At 57.6% G+C, this 17768-nt stretch carries 12 protein-coding genes; 7 read left to right on the top strand and 5 right to left on the bottom strand.

The window, feature by feature from the left end:
* Positions 1-180 precede the first annotated feature (180 nt).
* Both M9920_14635 and M9920_14630 read left to right on the top strand, forming a co-directional pair.
* Entirely contained in the window at positions 181-792 is a 612-nt protein-coding gene (locus M9920_14635) for a hypothetical protein (protein ID MCO5053518.1), read from the top strand.
* Between the two features lie 789 nt (positions 793-1581).
* Complete coding sequence (locus M9920_14630) at positions 1582-4380, top strand: LamG domain-containing protein (GenBank protein ID MCO5053517.1); 2799 nt, start codon at positions 1582-1584, stop codon at positions 4378-4380.
* 103 nt (positions 4381-4483) lie between these two features.
* Here the strand turns inward: M9920_14630 and M9920_14625 are convergent, their stop codons facing one another.
* From M9920_14625 to M9920_14610, 4 genes are all read right to left on the bottom strand, one after another.
* The gene (locus M9920_14625; GenBank protein ID MCO5053516.1) at positions 4484-6571 is read right to left on the bottom strand and encodes a beta-galactosidase; all 2088 of its coding nucleotides are present in this window, start codon (positions 6569-6571) and stop codon (positions 4484-4486) included.
* 169 nt (positions 6572-6740) lie between these two features.
* On the bottom strand, positions 6741-7739 hold the full coding sequence (locus M9920_14620) for a Gfo/Idh/MocA family oxidoreductase (protein ID MCO5053515.1): 999 nt from the start codon (positions 7737-7739) through the stop codon (positions 6741-6743).
* Positions 7740-7929: 190 nt separating this feature from the next.
* Complete coding sequence (locus M9920_14615; protein MCO5053514.1) at positions 7930-9132, bottom strand: cobalamin-independent methionine synthase II family protein; 1203 nt, start codon at positions 9130-9132, stop codon at positions 7930-7932.
* A gap of 126 nt (positions 9133-9258) precedes the next feature.
* Entirely contained in the window at positions 9259-10074 is an 816-nt protein-coding gene (locus M9920_14610; GenBank protein ID MCO5053513.1) for a prepilin-type N-terminal cleavage/methylation domain-containing protein, read from the bottom strand.
* A 382-nt stretch (positions 10075-10456) separates the two neighbouring features.
* Between M9920_14610 and M9920_14605 the strand changes: the two genes are divergently transcribed.
* The 5 genes from M9920_14605 to M9920_14585 all read left to right on the top strand — a co-directional run bounded on the left by M9920_14605 (position 10457) and on the right by M9920_14585 (position 15161).
* Complete coding sequence (locus M9920_14605) at positions 10457-11251, top strand: prepilin-type N-terminal cleavage/methylation domain-containing protein (GenBank protein ID MCO5053512.1); 795 nt, start codon at positions 10457-10459, stop codon at positions 11249-11251.
* Positions 11252-11260: 9 nt separating this feature from the next.
* Complete coding sequence (locus M9920_14600) at positions 11261-11620, top strand: hypothetical protein (protein MCO5053511.1); 360 nt, start codon at positions 11261-11263, stop codon at positions 11618-11620.
* Between the two features lie 183 nt (positions 11621-11803).
* Complete coding sequence (tdh, locus tag M9920_14595; GenBank protein MCO5053510.1) at positions 11804-12835, top strand: L-threonine 3-dehydrogenase; 1032 nt, start codon at positions 11804-11806, stop codon at positions 12833-12835.
* A gap of 73 nt (positions 12836-12908) precedes the next feature.
* Positions 12909-14177 carry a DUF3472 domain-containing protein gene (locus tag M9920_14590; GenBank protein ID MCO5053509.1) on the top strand — a complete coding sequence of 423 codons (1269 nt, stop codon included), beginning with the start codon at positions 12909-12911 and terminating at the stop codon, positions 14175-14177.
* A gap of 36 nt (positions 14178-14213) precedes the next feature.
* Positions 14214-15161 (top strand): DUF3472 domain-containing protein, encoded by a 948-nt coding sequence (locus M9920_14585; protein ID MCO5053508.1) that lies wholly within the window; start codon positions 14214-14216, stop codon positions 15159-15161.
* A gap of 108 nt (positions 15162-15269) precedes the next feature.
* Here M9920_14585 and M9920_14580 read toward each other — a convergent pair whose 3' ends face one another.
* On the bottom strand, positions 15270-17585 hold the full coding sequence (locus M9920_14580) for a GH92 family glycosyl hydrolase (GenBank protein ID MCO5053507.1): 2316 nt from the start codon (positions 17583-17585) through the stop codon (positions 15270-15272).
* Between the last annotated feature and the right edge of the window lie 183 nt (positions 17586-17768).

Raw genomic sequence — 17768 nt, 5'->3', positions numbered from 1 at the left:
GTGATCGCTTGGTGTCTGGAAAGAGGACAAGCGGAAACCGATGATCGCTTTTCGTGCGCCCGGGCCGGGCAAAGTCGTTCCTAAATCGGGATGAATCCATGAATCGCGTCGGCTTGAGGGTGGGAAATACGGTTGGCCAGTCACTTGCTGATTCGAAGCGGTCGCAAAAGGAGAATTGATATGCAAACAATGAAAACTTTGTTTCTCACCATCGCTCTGGTCTTGGGGGCAAGCCTCCAAAGTAAAGCCGTATGGTTCGACATTTCGTTTGACCTCGGGCCTGGCACAGGTGCGGGGCAGTTTCAGGTGTTCACCAATTCTTCCAACAACGATTTCTATGCCGTAAGCGGCTTTCTCGACATCTCCGGCGGAGCCATTACCGGCCTTGACGGCCATTGGACGCTTTACGCGGAAGACGACTACGTTAACTATCCGAGCCGCCTCACTTCGCCCGCTGGCGCTTATTGGTATAACAATTCAGTCTATGTGGAGGGCAATAATGCGCAGTTCCCCATAACCAATCCCCTGCTGGACCAATACGGACTCCTATTTCGGCTAGATAGCAATCCCGCCAGCGAACTGAACCTTTGGGGTAATGCAGACGGTAGTTATACGTTGGGCGGCACGATCAATGGAGGTTGGCAGAATTTTAATGTCGTTCTCAGCGTGGATGGGAACAACGGGCCGGGGATCGTCATCGCGCAAGCTCCCGAGCCAACAACGGCGACTCTGATCATCTTGGGCGGGCTGGCTTTGGTCGCAACGGCTAACCGCCGCAAGAGTGTGATTTAAGCGGCTCGGATCACAACCGACGCTGTTTTGTCGTCCCCCCGGAATAAAGATCTGACTTCCATCCGCGCCAGACGTGGGTACTGAGATTCACCTTCGCTACTTCCAGAGATAACAAATGACCGTGCCGGTATTTCCGTCCGGACGGGAGCACTAGCGCATTTTAAGTATTCCTATAGCCGCCGACATGACGCAGCGGCCCGCCAACCTCAAGCCAAGCGTTGGGGTCAAACGGACGACCGCTCTTGGTTTGGGACGAGCATTCCCGCGACCGCGTCTTGGACTGCGGCAGTCCTCTGCCGCTGTGGAATCATCGGCCCGCGATCGGAAAGCGGCAGAAGCCTGCCGCACTCCAAAACCTCGCGGACAGAGGCGCCATTCCCCATCCGGACCCCACCTTCATGGGGTTACACTCATTCGGTGCCACGGCTACAACTTTAATTAAACCGCTATAGTTTGAGTACTGAGCGCACAGTTTGGCAAACTTAGCTCGCGTATTCCCCAGATAAATTTTCTCCACACGGAAGGCGCACTTGTCTGGCTGTGCTTTTCCAGCACCAATCCGTTTCCCACCCGAATGTGGGGTAGTCGGTCTTCAAAATTTCGCTAACATCCCGCCAAACTGGTTGAGTCCGACAGGTGTGGCCATCATCGGTGGTGACGCAAATTGGCTCGGTTCAACCCGCCTCAAACGGTCTTGGCCCGAAGCCCAACCGCGCTTTACTCAGGACGAAACGAGGTGGATTGGAACTGAATAATTCAACCTCCGGTTAGACAAAACGTAAAAATAAAATGAAGCGAAAATTGTTACCCAACTCCATTAGAAAATCCCTGCTTGCCGTGCCGGCAGCCGCTTTGATGCTTGGCGCTTCGCAGGCGGGGACCACCATCGGCCTGAATTTTCAGGCGTGGTATTATGACTCCGGGACCACCCCGCAAACGATCGGGTTTGGTCAGGGATATCAAACCACCGGCTTTCCTGTGACGGCCCGGGCCTTTGGCGTAGATGCAGCCAACTGGATTAATACCGACCCACTACCCTGCTCCGCAGTGGACGAGATCATTCCCCTCGGCTCCATTTCGGCCCACCTAACCACTGTGAACATGTGGTCCGGCGACATTGGCAATTTGGTGGATCCGGAACACGAATGGGACGAGGGTTATCAATCGTCAGTGGCGCCCGGAAACGATGAAGTCACCTGGGGTTTCCAAGATAACACCGGTTGGACCAATACCCTTAGCGGATTGACCACCACTTTTCCCAACGGGTACGTGATCGGTTTGGTGGGCGGGGTCAAGTGCCAACCGACCTCCCGAGTCGTTACGGCCGACGGTGTGGACACTTACACCAACGCCTTCGATGCGATCTGGACCGGCGGCAATGAAAACTTCAGCGGTCCCGTTGGCTTGATGATTCTGCCCGCGTTGACCAGCGATTCAGTTACGTTTGGCGCGGCTTCTCGAAGCATCAATTCCGCGGAAAGTTGCGCCATCGGTGGGTTCATCATCACCGATCAGCCGGTGATCGGCAAAGATCCAGCCGACGCTTCGGTCAATTACGGCGGCACATTGACCCTCTCGGCCGTGAGTTTCGGGCTTCCAAACGGATTGACCTATCAATGGCGGCATTACGGCACCAACCTGCCTGGCGCCACCAATCCCGTTTATACCAAGACCAACGCGACCCTCGAGGACGAAGGTCCCTATGAATTGGTGGTCGCCAATGCTTACGGTTCGGCTACCAGCAGTACGGCAACGGTAACGGTGGCGGCGCAGCCATCGCTCACGAAGGATTTAACCGGCACCAGCGGCACGGTTTACGCCGGCGCGAATTTTGCCGGTTGGTCGGTAGCGGCTGTTGGCGGAGAACCGCTGGAATATCAGTGGGTCAGGAACGGCAGCACGCCGGTCGGCGACAACAGTCCGGTGTTGACGCTCAACAACGTGAGCGCCACCGATGGTGGCGATTACTCCGTGACGGTCGTGAACGCCTTTGGCAACGTCAAGAGCAAGACCAATCATCTGACGGTGGTTGCCTCACCCGATCTTTACACGACTGATGTGGCGCAAGATGGCCCAATCAGTTACTGGCCGTTAAATGAAACCAGCGGAACGGACGTTTCCGATTATTCCGGAAACAACCATTTCGGCACCAATCTGACTTTTGTCAGCTTGGGCGTGCCCGGACCGCGGCCACCTGCCTACCAGGGCTTCAGCGCCAGCAAGACGGCATACGAATTCGATGGTTACAGCGGCATCATTGATTGCGGCCTGGAGGCGGCTCTGCTGGGAACGACAGACCTGACGTTGGAAGCCTGGATTAACACCACAACGGGCGGCCCGATTATTGAGCAACGCGATGAAGGCGGATACGATGGGGAATACATGTTCACGGTCGGTAGCGACGGACGGGTTGGCTTCGTCATCTACGGCGGTGGATATCAATTCAACCTGACCTCCAGCGGCAGTGTGAACGACGGCAAATGGCACCATGTGGCGGCGGTGCGAAGGAATGGAACCGAAGGCGTCATTTACATTGACGGCGCGGTGGCGGCTTCGACCACCTCGGCCACCGTGGCCTCGCTGATTCCGCTGCGGGTCGGCATCGGTGGCGACTTGCGCGATCGCAATAGTTTCTTCGGAGGGCAGATCAGTGATGTGGCCATCTATAATTACGCGCTATCGGGAAGTCGGATCGGTATCCACGCCGCACACGGCTTGCTGGGTACGGGGAACATTGTGCTCTCGGTGGTGCCCGGCGGTTTCGTCGCTGACACCAAACCAGTCGGCACCCTCCATCCCGGCATCAATTATGGCAGCGTTTGGGAAGCCTCGGTCACCGATGATTCCCAACTGGTAACGCGCACCGGAGTTGCTTCCTTCAGTGGTTCCGGGCAAATCGTCATTGCCGACAGCGCGGATTTCAACACCGCCCAGGGCACGATCACGTTCTGGTTGCGCGCCAACGCTCCGATTCCCGGTCCGGGAAGTGAAGCGGCCATTCTGGTTGACTGGCGCACCACCACCGGCGCCATCATCGGTTTGGATGACGGCGGCGGCATCTTCTGGCAGGGACAGAACGGTGCGCGAAACCAATTCTCGGCCGGTTACGTGCCTGACAATAACTGGCACCATATCGCAATCACCTTCAGCCAGGTGGTTGGTGATACGCTCTCCACTTACGTTGACGGGGTCCTCTCGGGTTCACAACCGGTGGAGACCGCTTGGTCATGGCCTTCCGGACAGCCGGTGGAACTGGGCCTGTCTCACGATGGCTATTGGAAAAAACTGAACGGACAAATGGATGATTTCCGAATCTACAACCGCATCCTCGAACCCGACGAAATCGGACAAGTGTTTGCCAGCGACGCCTTGGTGGATACCAGTGCGCTGAAAGTGCGATACAACTTTGACACGGCGAACGTGGGCACCAGCCTGACCTGGCCCACCGGCTCATTGCAACGGTCGCGGACGCTGGGCAGCACCGCGGATTGGGAAACGGTTTCGGGGGCAACACCGCCCTACCCGTTCCTGCCACCCGCGCCCGCAAAACCCACCGAGGACTCCATGTTCTATCGGGTTGGGTTCTGATCAACTCAGAACGTTCCTCCTATGCAAAGCGGTCGAAGGTTACTTCGACCGCTTTTTTCTTGCCTCAAATCCGATAATGCTGCGGGATGCTCAATCGGCGCACTTACGGTTGAACATATAAGCGTCGTCCCACTTCCCGGCTGGCCGCAATCGTTTCCGCGTAGGGCGTATCGGCGATATCCACAAAGCCGATCTGATAATTCTCCTCGTCATACACCCGGCCCGTCGTCGGTTCATCCATATACTGAAACCAGTGCGTGCCGACAAATTGCGGATGTCGCAACGCTCCGAGCACGTATTCCTTGTAGCTGGCCGCGCGCGCCGCCTGATTTTCCACGGGGACCAGTCCGGTGTGAAACAGTCCCCGGTCCAGCGCGCCAAAGTGGAATTCCCCGATGATGAGCGGTTTGTCGTGACTCGGATTTTTGAAATCGGCCACGCTGCGTTCGTAAAGATTGTAACTGATCACGTCGCAATACTTGCCGGCGGCCAGATCAGCCAAGCGATTCACCCAGGCAAACCGGCAACCAAGATAGAGTTGCTGTGGGGCGACTTCCTGGATCGCTTCGCGCACCACGCGAAAATAAGTTTCCGCCGTGTGCGAGTAAAACGCGGTTAAATCCGCGCGGGCTTTGTAGGCGTCCGGAGTCTCCCGGGTCGCGAGCAAGGCGTCCCACGAATCATGGGTTGTTCCCCACCCCTGATTCAGTTTTTCGATCTCCACATACTTCGCCTTCAGATCGGCCAGCAACGCCAGCTTCGCGGGCTGGTCCGCGGGAGATTTCAACGCCGCCAGCGCCAGCGACGTCTCGTCGCCCCAGGACATTTCGTTATCGGAAAAGTAGCCAATGCACCAGGGATCGTTCGCGCTCGTCTTGCGTTTGCCCGCCATGGCGCGGCGCAGGCTGTTGGCAAAACTCGCATCGAACACATCCGGGAATTTTCCCCAGTAACCCTCGCTGCCCTCAATCATCCGGGCGCCGTGCGAGCCTACATTATCGGTGTACGGCGTGCGCCGCTTCAGAAACACGTCGCCCGCCGACCAGTTGGCGATGGTGTTAAGTCCCCAACTGCGCAGGCGCTGATGGATGACCCCGGGATAAACCGCTCTCCAATCCGGACCATACTTGCGCTGCAAATTGACGGACGCGAAGGCGAAACACTTCGGGGAACGGTCGGCATAATGGCCTTTCAAGGCGTAGGCTTTGGTGTGAAAGCGTTCGAACTCTGCTTGCGCTCCGGGAAAATCTTCAAACCAGGACGCGCGCTCCTCGATGGGCGTGACATCAATCGCCAACACACAATCAATGCCGTGGGAGAAAAACAGGCGCCCGTCGGGGTCCACCAACCACCATTTGCCGTTGTGTTTGGCGGTGCGAAAAAATCCCGTGGCTTCGAGTTTCGGGCCGTTGGCCCACCCCCCGTACTGATCCCAATTCTCCGGCCCCCGTTGCGCGGCAAGTTCGCGCGCTTCGGTTTCGCGCCGCTGTTGCAGTTCTTCCAGCGAATGAACCTTACCCGGCCAATCCTTATGTTTGTATTGACCAAAGGTGTCAATGAGCGGGAAGAACGGATCGGCATCCGTGACCCAGGCCGTGGGCGGCGTGTAATCGCCCGTGGCGCTGACCGTCAGGATATCGAACTGATGCGTGGCTTGGGGCTCGGAAACAAACAGCAGAATCTGCGTGATGTGGTTGGGTTTGATGGTTTCCGGCCCGCCGAGGACGACCGGATAACCGCGCAGGCCGAACAGCTTGCCACCCAGGGTGCCGCCACTCGCCCGCCGCAATAACACCCGCAGCGAGCCGTTTTCACCGGGGTTCAACGTGATGGCGCCGTTGACACAATTAAGTTTGCCATCGGCTCCGGGATTATCCACGCGACAGTTCAGTGTGGCGCGATTCGTGCCGGTGTTGCGCACCGCGACAATCACATTGGCGAAGGGCGACAAGTCCCAATGCCCATCCGGCGCGGGCAACGTCACACCCGGCCAACGTTGGTGAGTCCCAGTGATGAGTCGCAGCGCGCTGGCTGGCGCCGCCCCCGCCCGTTCCAGTACGGCATCGGTGGTGACAAATTTCGCCAGGTCAGTCTGGTGATCCGGGCGCAACAATACCTGCTCGGCAGCGGCGGAAGCGAACATCGCCATCAAACCAAGCAACAGCGGGACCGTAATTTTGTAAGCGTTCATATTTTGGCAGATTCGTATGGGGTTTGAGTGAACTCCAGCCTGATGGATTTAGCAAGTTCCGCCTGCGCGCCGGAATTGGGTTGCGGAGGTTTGACCGCAACTCAGTCGGCGTTGGCTACGGCTCCAAACGCGACGAGCGGCGAAACGAACTCAATGATTTCGGCGCGGTTTAACGCGAGGTTGATAACATGCCGGCCCCGCCGTTTTTCTCCATCACGTCACTGATTTTCACCGGCTTGCCGCCTTGTCGTTTGCTTTCATCAGCTGCTTCCATGAAAGCGTAAATTTCCAAGCTTTCCTCGGGCGACACGGGAGCGATGCCGGTTTGGAAGAACTTCATGATTTCCACCACCAACGGCGCGTAGGAGTCGCCACCTTCTTTTTGCTCCAGCACTCCCTTCTCACCAAAAGCAATCACCTGATGCGCCCAACTGTTGCGCACGCCGTACAACACTCCCGTGCGTCCGTCCGCCCAAATCCCCGTGGCGACGTCGGTATCCGCCGTGTTCACGCGTACCACGGATTGACAGCCCGGCCCCATGATGGTGAACAGCGCCTCCGTCGGGTGGATGCCATACCAAAAGAAATCGGGATGATGCGGCTCCAATTCGCAGGGACCGTAGGAAATGGCGCCTTTGATTTTTTGCGCCTGGGTCTGTTGCCGCAAGTCCACCAAACTGCGGTAGTAGCGGTAGGCGGAAGAGGTAAAGACCGGCACGCGATTCGCCTGGGCCAGTCGGTACAGTTCAATGGCGTCGCGCAACGTCCCCGCCACGGGTTTATCCACAAACAACGGTTTGCCCGCCTGAATGACCGGTCGGGCTTGTTCCAAATGCGGCCGCCCGTCCACGCTTTCCAAAAGAACGACGTCCACCTCTTTGCAAAGCGCCGCCACGGAATCCACCAGCCGCACGCCGAATTTTTCCTGAACCTCCGTGGCGTATTGATCCACGCGACTCCAACTTGATTCGATGTCGGGACTGCCGCTTTTGAACAGCACCGTCACTTTGCCACCCGGCACATGGTTGGGATCCGTGGCGTCGTTGAACAGTTTGGTAAAGGCGGGCACGTGCGAGGTATCCGAGCCGATGATGCCAATGCGCAAATCGGCGGCGCCGGCGACCGTGGCCGCCAGCAAACAGGAACTGAGAAGTGGGAGATATTTCATAATGTCATGCAAATCGTTTATGATGGCGCGTCACCCTAGTATTTTTGATTTCGGAAAAACAAGTCAAATGGCCGCGACGTTGCGAATCCCTGGCTTGGATTTATCCGCGCGGCGCTCGGAGCGACCGGGCGCAACCGGTTCTCCAGCGCGCCCCAGGCCCGTGCCGTCTCCGTCCGCCATCACTGCCACCTCAGCGATCTGAAGTCTTCGGTACGATATCGGTTTGCAACTGCGGGTCAGCCGCCGGGATATAGGTGGTGGGCAACCCAAGTTCTTTGCGCACCTGGTTCGTGCCTTGCGCAATGGCGACCGTTTTGAAGAAGGCAATGTCGCGATTGCATCCCTGCCGGCCAAAGCCGCAGTCGCTCGAAACAATGAGTTGCTCCGGCGCGATGTGTTTGAGCGCGGTGCGAACCGAGTTGGCCACCTGATCCGCCAGCTCCACCTGCAACGTGCGATGGCTGACCACACCGACGGCGATCTTCTTTTTGAGTTGGCCCTTGAGCGGCGCGAACAATTCGATTTCGCGCATGTTACGATCGCGCATCTCCACCGTCCACACGTCGCCACGCAGCGCTTCGAGGTACAATTGGAAGGATTCACGGTAGCTGTCGTTTTCGATCACGCGTTGCATGTTGGGGTTGCCCCAGCAGGTGTGAATCCAGAGTTCCACGTCGTCAAGTCCCTGCACCTCGCGGTTAAAGGCTTCAATCATGAATTTGACGTTGTCATGGTCCTTGCCGTAGGTGTTGGCCCAGAAATGCAACGTGGGTTCTTCGATCTGGATGCACTTGCAACCCGCGTCGCGCAACGCCAACAGTTCCTTGTTCATGGCCACCGCCATGTCCCAGACGACTTCCCGGTTGTCCTTGTATTTCTTGGTATGAATATCCAGGAACAAACCCATGACCTGCGAGCAACAAGTGCCAAATCGTACCGGCTTGGTGGCTTTCGCCTGTGCCATGCGCCAGATCTTCGCGTAGTCGAGCGGCCGATGCTCAATCTTATCCACCACACGCGGCCAGCGCCAGCCCGTGTAGATTTCATTGAGCAACGTTCCGGCGGGATAGCGCAGCCAGGGCGACCGCGTCTCCTCCGACTGCAAATAATCGCCGCTGAAACCGGACCAGCGTTGAATGGGGTAATGATGCCACGAACGCCCCGCCATGTCGTCGTCGCAATGCAGATCGCCGTGAGTCAAAATATCAATGCCGGCGCGCGCTTGATCGCTCAACACCGTCGCCAGCGCGTCTTGAAAGCGCTCGCGATATTTCACATCCATCATGCAGGTATCCAGCGGACGACCCCACATGCTCATATCGAACCAATGTGGGCGCGGCCAGGAGCCAGTGATGGTGCAGGGCAGAATTTTATCAGCAGTAATTGTAAGCATGATGGTTTATGGCTGTCAGTTTAGTGTGTTCCAGTGCGATGAGCCTGGAACGGGAACCTAAAACAGTAAAGACAATTTCCAATCGCGATCAGCATTCGCGAGCCATGCAGTCGCGCCCGTGGGCTACTACTGGGCGCCGCCCCGTTGCAAGGGATCCCAATAGCGCGAATTGATCAAGGCTCGAGCCGAACCATCCGCCGGATTTGCAGGCGGATTGATATTTTGGCTTTTGCGAACTTCAGCGTGGCTGTCGTTGAACACCATCACCGCACCGCCCAGGTGGCGCTTGGGTTCCACACCCTCATAAGTTGGGAACGAGCTGCTGGCCACCACCGCAGGGTCCATGCATGCGGAAACCCACCACAGACTACTGCTCCACAACGGCGGATAACCATAAGGCTGTTTGTCCGCAATCAACAAATTTTCTGATGGTTTGTGGATGGCGCTTCGTTTGAAGGTCGGCTGGGTATCGAACCGAATTCCGCCCACGGTGATGGAACTCGCTCCGTACGGATGGCTGCCCAGAAAATAACCGTTGTAACCATACCCCACCAGATGGCAGTCAAAATTCCACTTCCAACTCACGCCGTTATCCTGACGGACGCCTTTGAACGCGGGATCGTGAAACAGATTGCTCCGGGAGCCGCCATAAGTGGCAATGGACGTTCCCCACCAATTATTGACCGAAGCGCGCGCATCCTGCGTGGCGAGGCCTTGATTGCGATGAGCGGGAAAGATGTCGTTGTAATCGTCAGTGTAAAACTGCATGAACAGGCCAATTTGCTGCAAATTATTCATGCAGGATGTCTGCAGCGCCTTGGCCTTGGCGCGCGACAGCGCCGGCAATAGCATGGCGGCCAGGATCGCAATGATTGCGATCACCACCAGCAGCTCGATCAACGTGAAGCCCTTCCATCGAATCGAAGTTTGGCGAGACCTCACAGTTTTGCGTTGGTTCGGAAAGATTGCTTTCATCTTTATTTCTGGCGTCCGATGAAAGCATAGACGTCAAGGCCAGCACAGCAAGATTTTTTGTTTGCTGTTAATCCGACCAGGAACGGGGCTAAAGGTAGGGTGCATCACTTCGGGCATGCCGCCGGGTGATGCGGGGAAGCGGCGTGCAGAGGACGGCCCGCCCAAATCCGCCGTACCATGAGAAAGACGGCTTTAAGTTTATGCTTTTCAAACCGCAGCGCGATAATTCAGACTCCAACCGCAAAACTGGCGGCGGGATGGGATTCTCCCCCAAATGTGGGATTTATTCCACCGCGAAAATGTCCATGATATTCGCGTCGTTCATAACAACCATGTACCCAGTCCGATTATGATTGAACTCGCCCCACTGCTGCGGCCTCACCCAAGCCGTTCAAAGGCCTTTACCCTGATTGAATTGCTGGTCGTCATCGCGATCATCGCGATCCTGGCCGCCATGCTCCTCCCCGCCTTGGCCAGCGCCAAAGACAAAGCGCTGCGCACCAAATGCGTGGGCAATTGCAAACAGATCATTCTGGCTGAACACCTTTATGCCAATGAGAACCGCGACGCCCTGCCGTTCCCCAATTGGAACCCACCGTGGACCGCACCGAACGGCCAACCCCTGCCCGGCTGGCTCTACACGCCCGTGGGCAGCGCGCCGCCCAACATGGTCGCCGCTCCCTACAACGTGTACCCCGAGCGCGCCTACGAAACCGGCTTGCTTTGGCCCAGCCTTAAAAATCGCGCTATTTATTGGTGTCCCACCGATCTGGCCACCAATACCGCCGGTTACAAAGCTCGGAACAATAAGATGTCCACTTACATTATGAACGGCGCAGTGTGTGGCTTTGGCGCCAATGTCCGTGAGGGCTACAAAATCACCAGTTTCAAGCAGGACGCCTTCGTTTCCTGGGAGCCCAATGAATTCGTGCCGAGCGGCAGCACAGCCTACAACGACGGCAGCAGCTATCCCTCTCCCGACGCGGATGGTGGGTTAGGCCGCCGCCACGGCAAGGCAGGCGGAGTGGTCATGGTCGTCAGCGGCAGCGTGGAATTTGTTAAATACGATCAGTGGCTCAAGATGGCGGCCTCAACCACCAAAAACAGTCTGTGGTGTAATCCTGTCACCGCCAACGGTCGCTAAAGGAGTTCCATGTTCAAGTCTTGGATGAAGTTCGGATTGCTGCTTGGCACGATCGGCTTGCTGCTCACCGGATGCAATCGCGATCCGTACGCCTTGAGCGCCAGCGATCAGGCCGCCTTCAAGGACGCCACACCGGAATTACGGCAGTTGTGGGAAGCGGCGCGCAAAGCGGATCAGGCGGACGATTTTGGCACTGCCAGCGCCAACTATCGGAATCTGTTGCGGCAAAACCTCACCACGGACCAATTGATCGCCGTCCAAAACGCCGTCGGCGGCTTCAACTACCGGCTCAACGACGCTGCCGACAAAGGAAATAAAGCCGCGCAACAGGCCTTGGAAGCCGGAAAAAACGCCACCCCGCATCGGTAGCAGTTGCCATCTTGAAGCCCGCCTCATGCGGTGTGCTTCGCCTGGCCAGCATCCGCTTGGTGCTCTCGCGGATGCTTAACGCCGCCGCCCGATTGAGTCGCGGCCTTCCGTTTCAACCAGAATAATCCCCCGAATGTGCGATGGAGTCGGTAACTTTGTTCGCCTACTCTCTTCCCGCTAATTATGAAAGCTTTAGTCAAAAAGCAGCGCCAACCGGGTCTCTGGCTCGAGGACGTTCCCGAGCCTACTATTGGCATCAACGACGTCCTCATCCGTATCAAGAAAACCGGCGTCTGCGGCACTGACCTGCACATTTACAATTGGGATGCTTGGGCGCAAAAAACCATCCCGGTGCCGATGGTAGTTGGTCACGAATTCGTCGGCGAAATCGTCGAGATCGGGGCGAACGTCAACGACTTCCGGATCGGCGATCTGGTCAGCGGCGAAGGCCATGTGGTCTGCGGGCGTTGCCGTAATTGCATGGCGGGACGGCGTCACCTCTGCAAAGACACCAAAGGCGTGGGCGTAAATCGCCCGGGCGCTTTTGCCGAATATCTCGCCTTGCCCATGACCAATGTCTGGCATCAACCGCCCGACATTGATCTGGATGTGGCCGCCATCTTCGATCCTTTCGGCAATGCCGTGCATACCGCCCTCTCCTTCCCGGTGTTGGGCGAGGATGTATTGGTCACGGGCGCGGGACCCATCGGTATCATGGCCGCCGCGGTGGCAAAACATGCCGGTGCGCGTCACGTCGTCATCACCGACGTAAACGATTACCGTCTGGCCCTGGCGAAAAAAATGGGCGTCACCGTCGCCTTGAACGTAAAGACCGGGAACTTGCGGGACGTGCAATCGCAGCTTGGCATGAAGGAAGGTTTTGATGTCGGATTGGAAATGTCCGGCAATCCGGCGGCGTTTCGCGACATGCTGGATAACGTCTGCCACGGCGGCAAAATCGCCATGTTGGGCATCCCCTCCGAGCCGATTGCCATAGACTGGAACCAGGTGGTCTTCAATATGATCACCATCAAAGGCATCTACGGCCGCGAGATGTACGAGACTTGGTACAAGATGACCGTGATGCTGGAGAGCGGTTTGAACATCGCCCCCGTCATCACCCATCGCCTGCCCTACACCGAATTTGAATCAGGCTTCGCGGCCATGAAATCCGGCAACAGCGGCAAGGTCGTCCTGGATTGGACCGTTAAGTGAACCGCGAATGATTCGGCTCGCAAATTCCACCTGAATGACCCGTCGCCACTCGCACGGCGGCCTAATGACGCTCATGAAAAAAACCTTCATTTTGGGATTCGCCTTACTGACGGGCTGGAGTGTCAGCGGCGCCTTGGAAATACCCGCGTTCACGGCGTACCTCTCGCCCAATCCCTACGGCGCCCGCGTCAGCGAACGCTCCGGCATCTCCAGATGGAATGATCCCGCGCAACAAATTCAGTGGTTCGGCGAATTCAAATCCACCGGCAAACTCCACGCCGCCATCGTGCTGCAATTGCGCGACCACGCCTCGACCAAGCTGCGCCTGACCGTTGCCGAACAGTCGCGCGAACTTACCGTCACCAATTCCGACGCGAGCGAGATCGTCGCCGACTTCGGCGAATTTAATCTTTCCGCTCCCGGTTATCAGCGTTTCACTTTGGAATCATTGAATCCCGCCGGTCAAAGCGCCGTGACCATTAAAACGCTCCGACTCGACGGCCCCGCCACGACCGACGCTCATTTCAACCTCCAGCCCCGTCGCAACGCCGCCTCGGTTCATTTGAGTTATCCCGTCGCGCGCGACCTCAAGGTGCAGGCGTTTTATTGTGAACTGACGGGCTTGGAGGATCCGCTCTGGACCTACTACATGGCTTGCGGCTGGCATCGCGGCTATTTTGGCATGCAGGTCAACAGCCCGACGGAACGCCGCATTATTTTTAGCGTCTGGGATAGCGGCGATGAAGCAGTGGATCGCGACAAAGTGGCCACGGCGGATCGTGTCACCTTGATCGCCAAGGGCGAGGACGTGTATTCCGGCGATTTTGGCAATGAAGGCACGGGCGGCCACAGTCACTTGAAGTTTCCCTGGAAGACCGGAGAAAAACAGCGCTTCCTCGTGACCGCCAAACCTGTGGACGATACCCACACCATTTATTCTGGCTACTACTTTCGCCCCGATACCGCCAAATGGATGTTGATCTCGAGTTGGAAAGCGCCCAAGGACGGCAGTTGGTTGCGCGGGCTGTATAGTTTCAGCGAAAATTTCGACGGCGCCAACGGGCAGCTCGCGCGTAAAGCACGCTTCGGCAACCAATGGATCCAAACCGAAACCGGGCGCTGGATCGAGTTGACCCAAGCCTCCTTCAGTCATGACCCGACCGGCAAGAACGATCGCTTGGACCGCTTTATGGGCGTCGAAGCCGGCCAATTCTTTTTGCATCAAGGCGGTTTCGTTCCCGGCTTCACCCGTTATGGCGAAAAATTTGATCGCCCGCCGACCGGCCAGCCTCCCACCGATCTGGATCTGCCCAAACTACCCGAATGGCACGCGAGTCGTTGAAGGCCACTTCCCGAAGTCATTCCAACCCCGCTAACCATGACGCCAACCCGAATGTTCCAAAAGTTCGCGCTAACTTTGAGTGCGTGCCTGCTCGCGCTGCCTTTGCGCGCCGCTGAATCCTGCGAACAACCGGCTCCGGAAGTCATGGCGCAAGCGGTCGGAGTCAAATTGCCACCGTTGCCCTGGCATCTCGTCAACCTCTGGTGGGAGTTCGATCAACCCATCAAACACTTCACCTCGTTGGAAGTTAACGTCACCATTGATCGCGACGTGCCCGACACCTACAACCTCTACATTTCGCCCTGCGGCATCGCGCAAATCAACGGACTCGATTTTTACGGCGGCCTGCAATCCAACATCAACGGCTGGCGCAACGCCACCAACCGCACCCGCGTTCATCCCGGCAAAGGCGCCATCTTCTCGCGTTGGTCCAACGACAAGAAAACTCCGGTCGGTTTGGAAAACGTGCGCGTGGCGGGTGCCGATTGCCTGGTGGAAAGCGCCGGTTACGAGGGCGAATTTGCCAGCGTGCGCCGCCCCTTTGACTGGAGTGCGGGCACTTACACCTACCAAATCATCAAGAGCGACACTGAAGTGACCGACGGCCAGACGAACACCTGGTTCACCTGTCGCGTGAAAAAGCAGGATGGCGACTGGTTCGAAGTGGGGCGGCTGCGATTTGAAGGCAGCGACTTCACCTTTTGGGCGCGGCACTCGATGTTCGTGGAAGTTTACAGCACCGCTAAAATTCCGCACTCCGGCATTCCCAAGGTAAACCTCACCTTCAGCGCGCCGCGCGTGAACGGCCAGCTCCCCAACGTCAAAAGCGCCTACGCCTACTACCCGCACCGGGCGAATGAACCCGCCGCGCCTGATTGCGCAAACACCGTGATGGACGGCGATAAATTTCGTATCTCGGTAGGCCCGATCTTCGTGCGCGACGCCACGCAACGCCGCCAAAACCTATTCCCGGTTTCAAATTAACCGCCAGCCAAAAAGGGTCGCGTCGGCAGCCGCGAAAGCGATGGTCAACTCTGAGCGTTGACTCATAAACTGGATCGAGGCGCGCGATGCGGGAAACGCCAGATCTGATTACTTGGTAACTGGCACGGCGCTCATCTGAAATTTCAGCACACCGCCGTGGGCAATCTCCGCATGTCTAATCCAGGTGCGATCCAGCAACGTGTCGTTGAGCCAGACTTTGGCGACATAGGGATTTTGCTGGGGATGATTCTCCGCAACCACCACGAGCGGTGCTCCGCTTAATCGAATTTCCGCACGATCGAACAGTGGTGCGCCGAGTTGATACTGGTCCGTGCCGGCGCTGGGATACAACCCCAGCGCGCTGAAAACGTACCAGGCCGAGAGCGCCCCGCCATCGTCGTTGCCGTCCAAGCCTTCGTAGTCGTCTCCGTATTTGTGGTCCAAAATCCAGCGCACCCATTTTTGCGTCAAGTCCGGGCGATCCGCTGCGTTGAACAAATAGGCCGTGTGCAGGTCCGGTTGATTGCCGTGCCAGTAATACGGTCCCGGCTGCCACGCCCCCCGCGTCGAACTGGACTTCGCAAAAAAGTCATTCAGCTCGGATACAAAATAGTCGCGACTCTTGAACAGCGCGATCATGCCGGCCGCGTCGTAAGGCGCGCCCCAACGCCATTGCAGCGCGCTGCCCTCCACGTAGTCCCGGGTGTATTTGCCCTTGAAGTCGAAATAGGTCAGGAGTCGTGGTTTGAACGGCTCAAAAAACTCCCCGGCTACATTGCGCGGTTGAAAATACTGCGTCACGGGATTCCAGAGGTTGCGATAGAACTGCGCGTGGCGGCGAAACAACTCGGCATCCTCGCGCTGCCCCAACGCTTCCGCCAGATTCGCAATCGCCGAATCCGCCCAGGCAAATTCCAAGGTGCGCGCGACGGATTCATCCATCAATCCGGACGGGCAATAGCCATATTGAAGATAATGCTCCACTCCTTCCCGACCGGAAAACGCCGCGCCCGGCGGAGTTGGGGCGAGCGCGGTTCGGCGCATGGCGGCGTAGGCGCGTTCGACCTCAAAATCGCGGATGCCCTTCAAATAAGCTTCGGCGATGACAATGTCCGCAGGCGTGCCGAGCATGGAGTTGGAATAGCCGTTGCCTGCGGGCCAGCGCGGCAGCCAACCGCCTTGTTCGAGCATCCTGACCAGGGAAACGATCATATCGCGCTGATCTTGCGGCGCGATCAACGTGTAAAGCGGGTGGGTGGTGCGGAAGGTGTCCCACAACGAAAGGTCGGTGAAATATTGAAAATCGGCGGCGCGATGCACCTGGCCGTCAAAGCCCAGGTAGTCGCCGTTCGCATCGTTGAAAATGGTCGGCATCTGAAACACCCGGAACAGCGCCGTGTAAAAAATGCTTCGCTGCCGTTCCGTCCCGCCTTGAATCTGAATCAACGCCAGCTTCTCTTCCCACGCTTGCTGCGCTTCCGCAAGGATCGTCGTAAAATTTTTCGCGCCCGCTTCCGCGTCAAGGTTGGCGCGCGCGTTGGCGAGGCTCACGTAAGAAATGCCGAGTTTGAGCGTGATGACCGGTGGCGTTTCACCAGTGGCGAAACTGAAATCGGCGGCGACCCGACCACCTTCCGCGATCGCTTGTCCCGGCGACCGCAAATCATCCTGCCAGGTCGCGAACGAGGCGAACGATTGATCAAACCGGGCGACGCAGTACGCCTTGAGACCACCGTAACGCCCGGCAAAAGTGCCAAACGTTCTCACTGAAGCTTCGACTTCATTCGCGGCGGGCAACACCCGCACCCAGCCCGTGTCACTACGATATCCGCCCAGAGCGTTCATCACCTCGAGCAAGAGCCGCGGTGTTTTGCCGGCATTAAAAGTGTAACGCTGCACGCCCACTCGCCGCGTCGCCGTGAGTTCCACCAACGCCGCCAGCCCGGGCAGTTCCACCGCATAGTAGCCGGGGGAAGCGATTTCGCGGCGGTGCGAGAATTTCGTGCCTTGATCCCAATGCCGAGCGGCAGGATCAATTGGGTCGGCGACAGGGACCACGAGGAAATGACCGCCATCGGTAGCCCCCGTGCCATTGAGGCGGGTATGGCTGAAACCAAGCAGGCGCTCATCGCCGTAGTAATAACCGGACGTGTTCAGCGCCCGTTCATGGATCAACAGAGAAGCGGTCTCCGGCCCCAACCGCACCATGCCGAACGGCACCATTGCTCCCGGAAAGTTATTCCCGCACACCCAAGGGATGCCACCGGTGCCAATGAACGGATTCACCCACCGACCCAATTCTCCGGGTTCAACCTGAGTCAACGGCTGGCTCGGTTTGCCGCCAACGATGCCGCGATATTTCAGAAATAACAGTCCGATGAAGGTGGCGACCAACACAACAATTCCCAGCGCCAGCAGCGCCATGAATTTAAGCGCTCGTTGCCACCGCGCTGGATTTCGTCGGCGCGCGGCTGGCGGCGGGGATTCGCTATGCGGATTAACTGGTGGCATGTGGTGACCTCGGGTTCGATCGGTTCGCTCGAACATGCAACCCGAGATCGCGGCGCGCGGCAATTTCCAATTCTTTGGCGTGCTCCTCGTTATACC

This window comes from Verrucomicrobiia bacterium, from assembly GCA_023953615.1.
In the GTDB taxonomy this organism is placed as follows: Bacteria; Verrucomicrobiota; Verrucomicrobiia; order Limisphaerales; family JADLHS01; genus JADLHS01.
The sequence above is the reverse complement of the archived record's forward strand: the minus strand, read 5'-3'. Positions and strand labels throughout refer to the sequence as shown.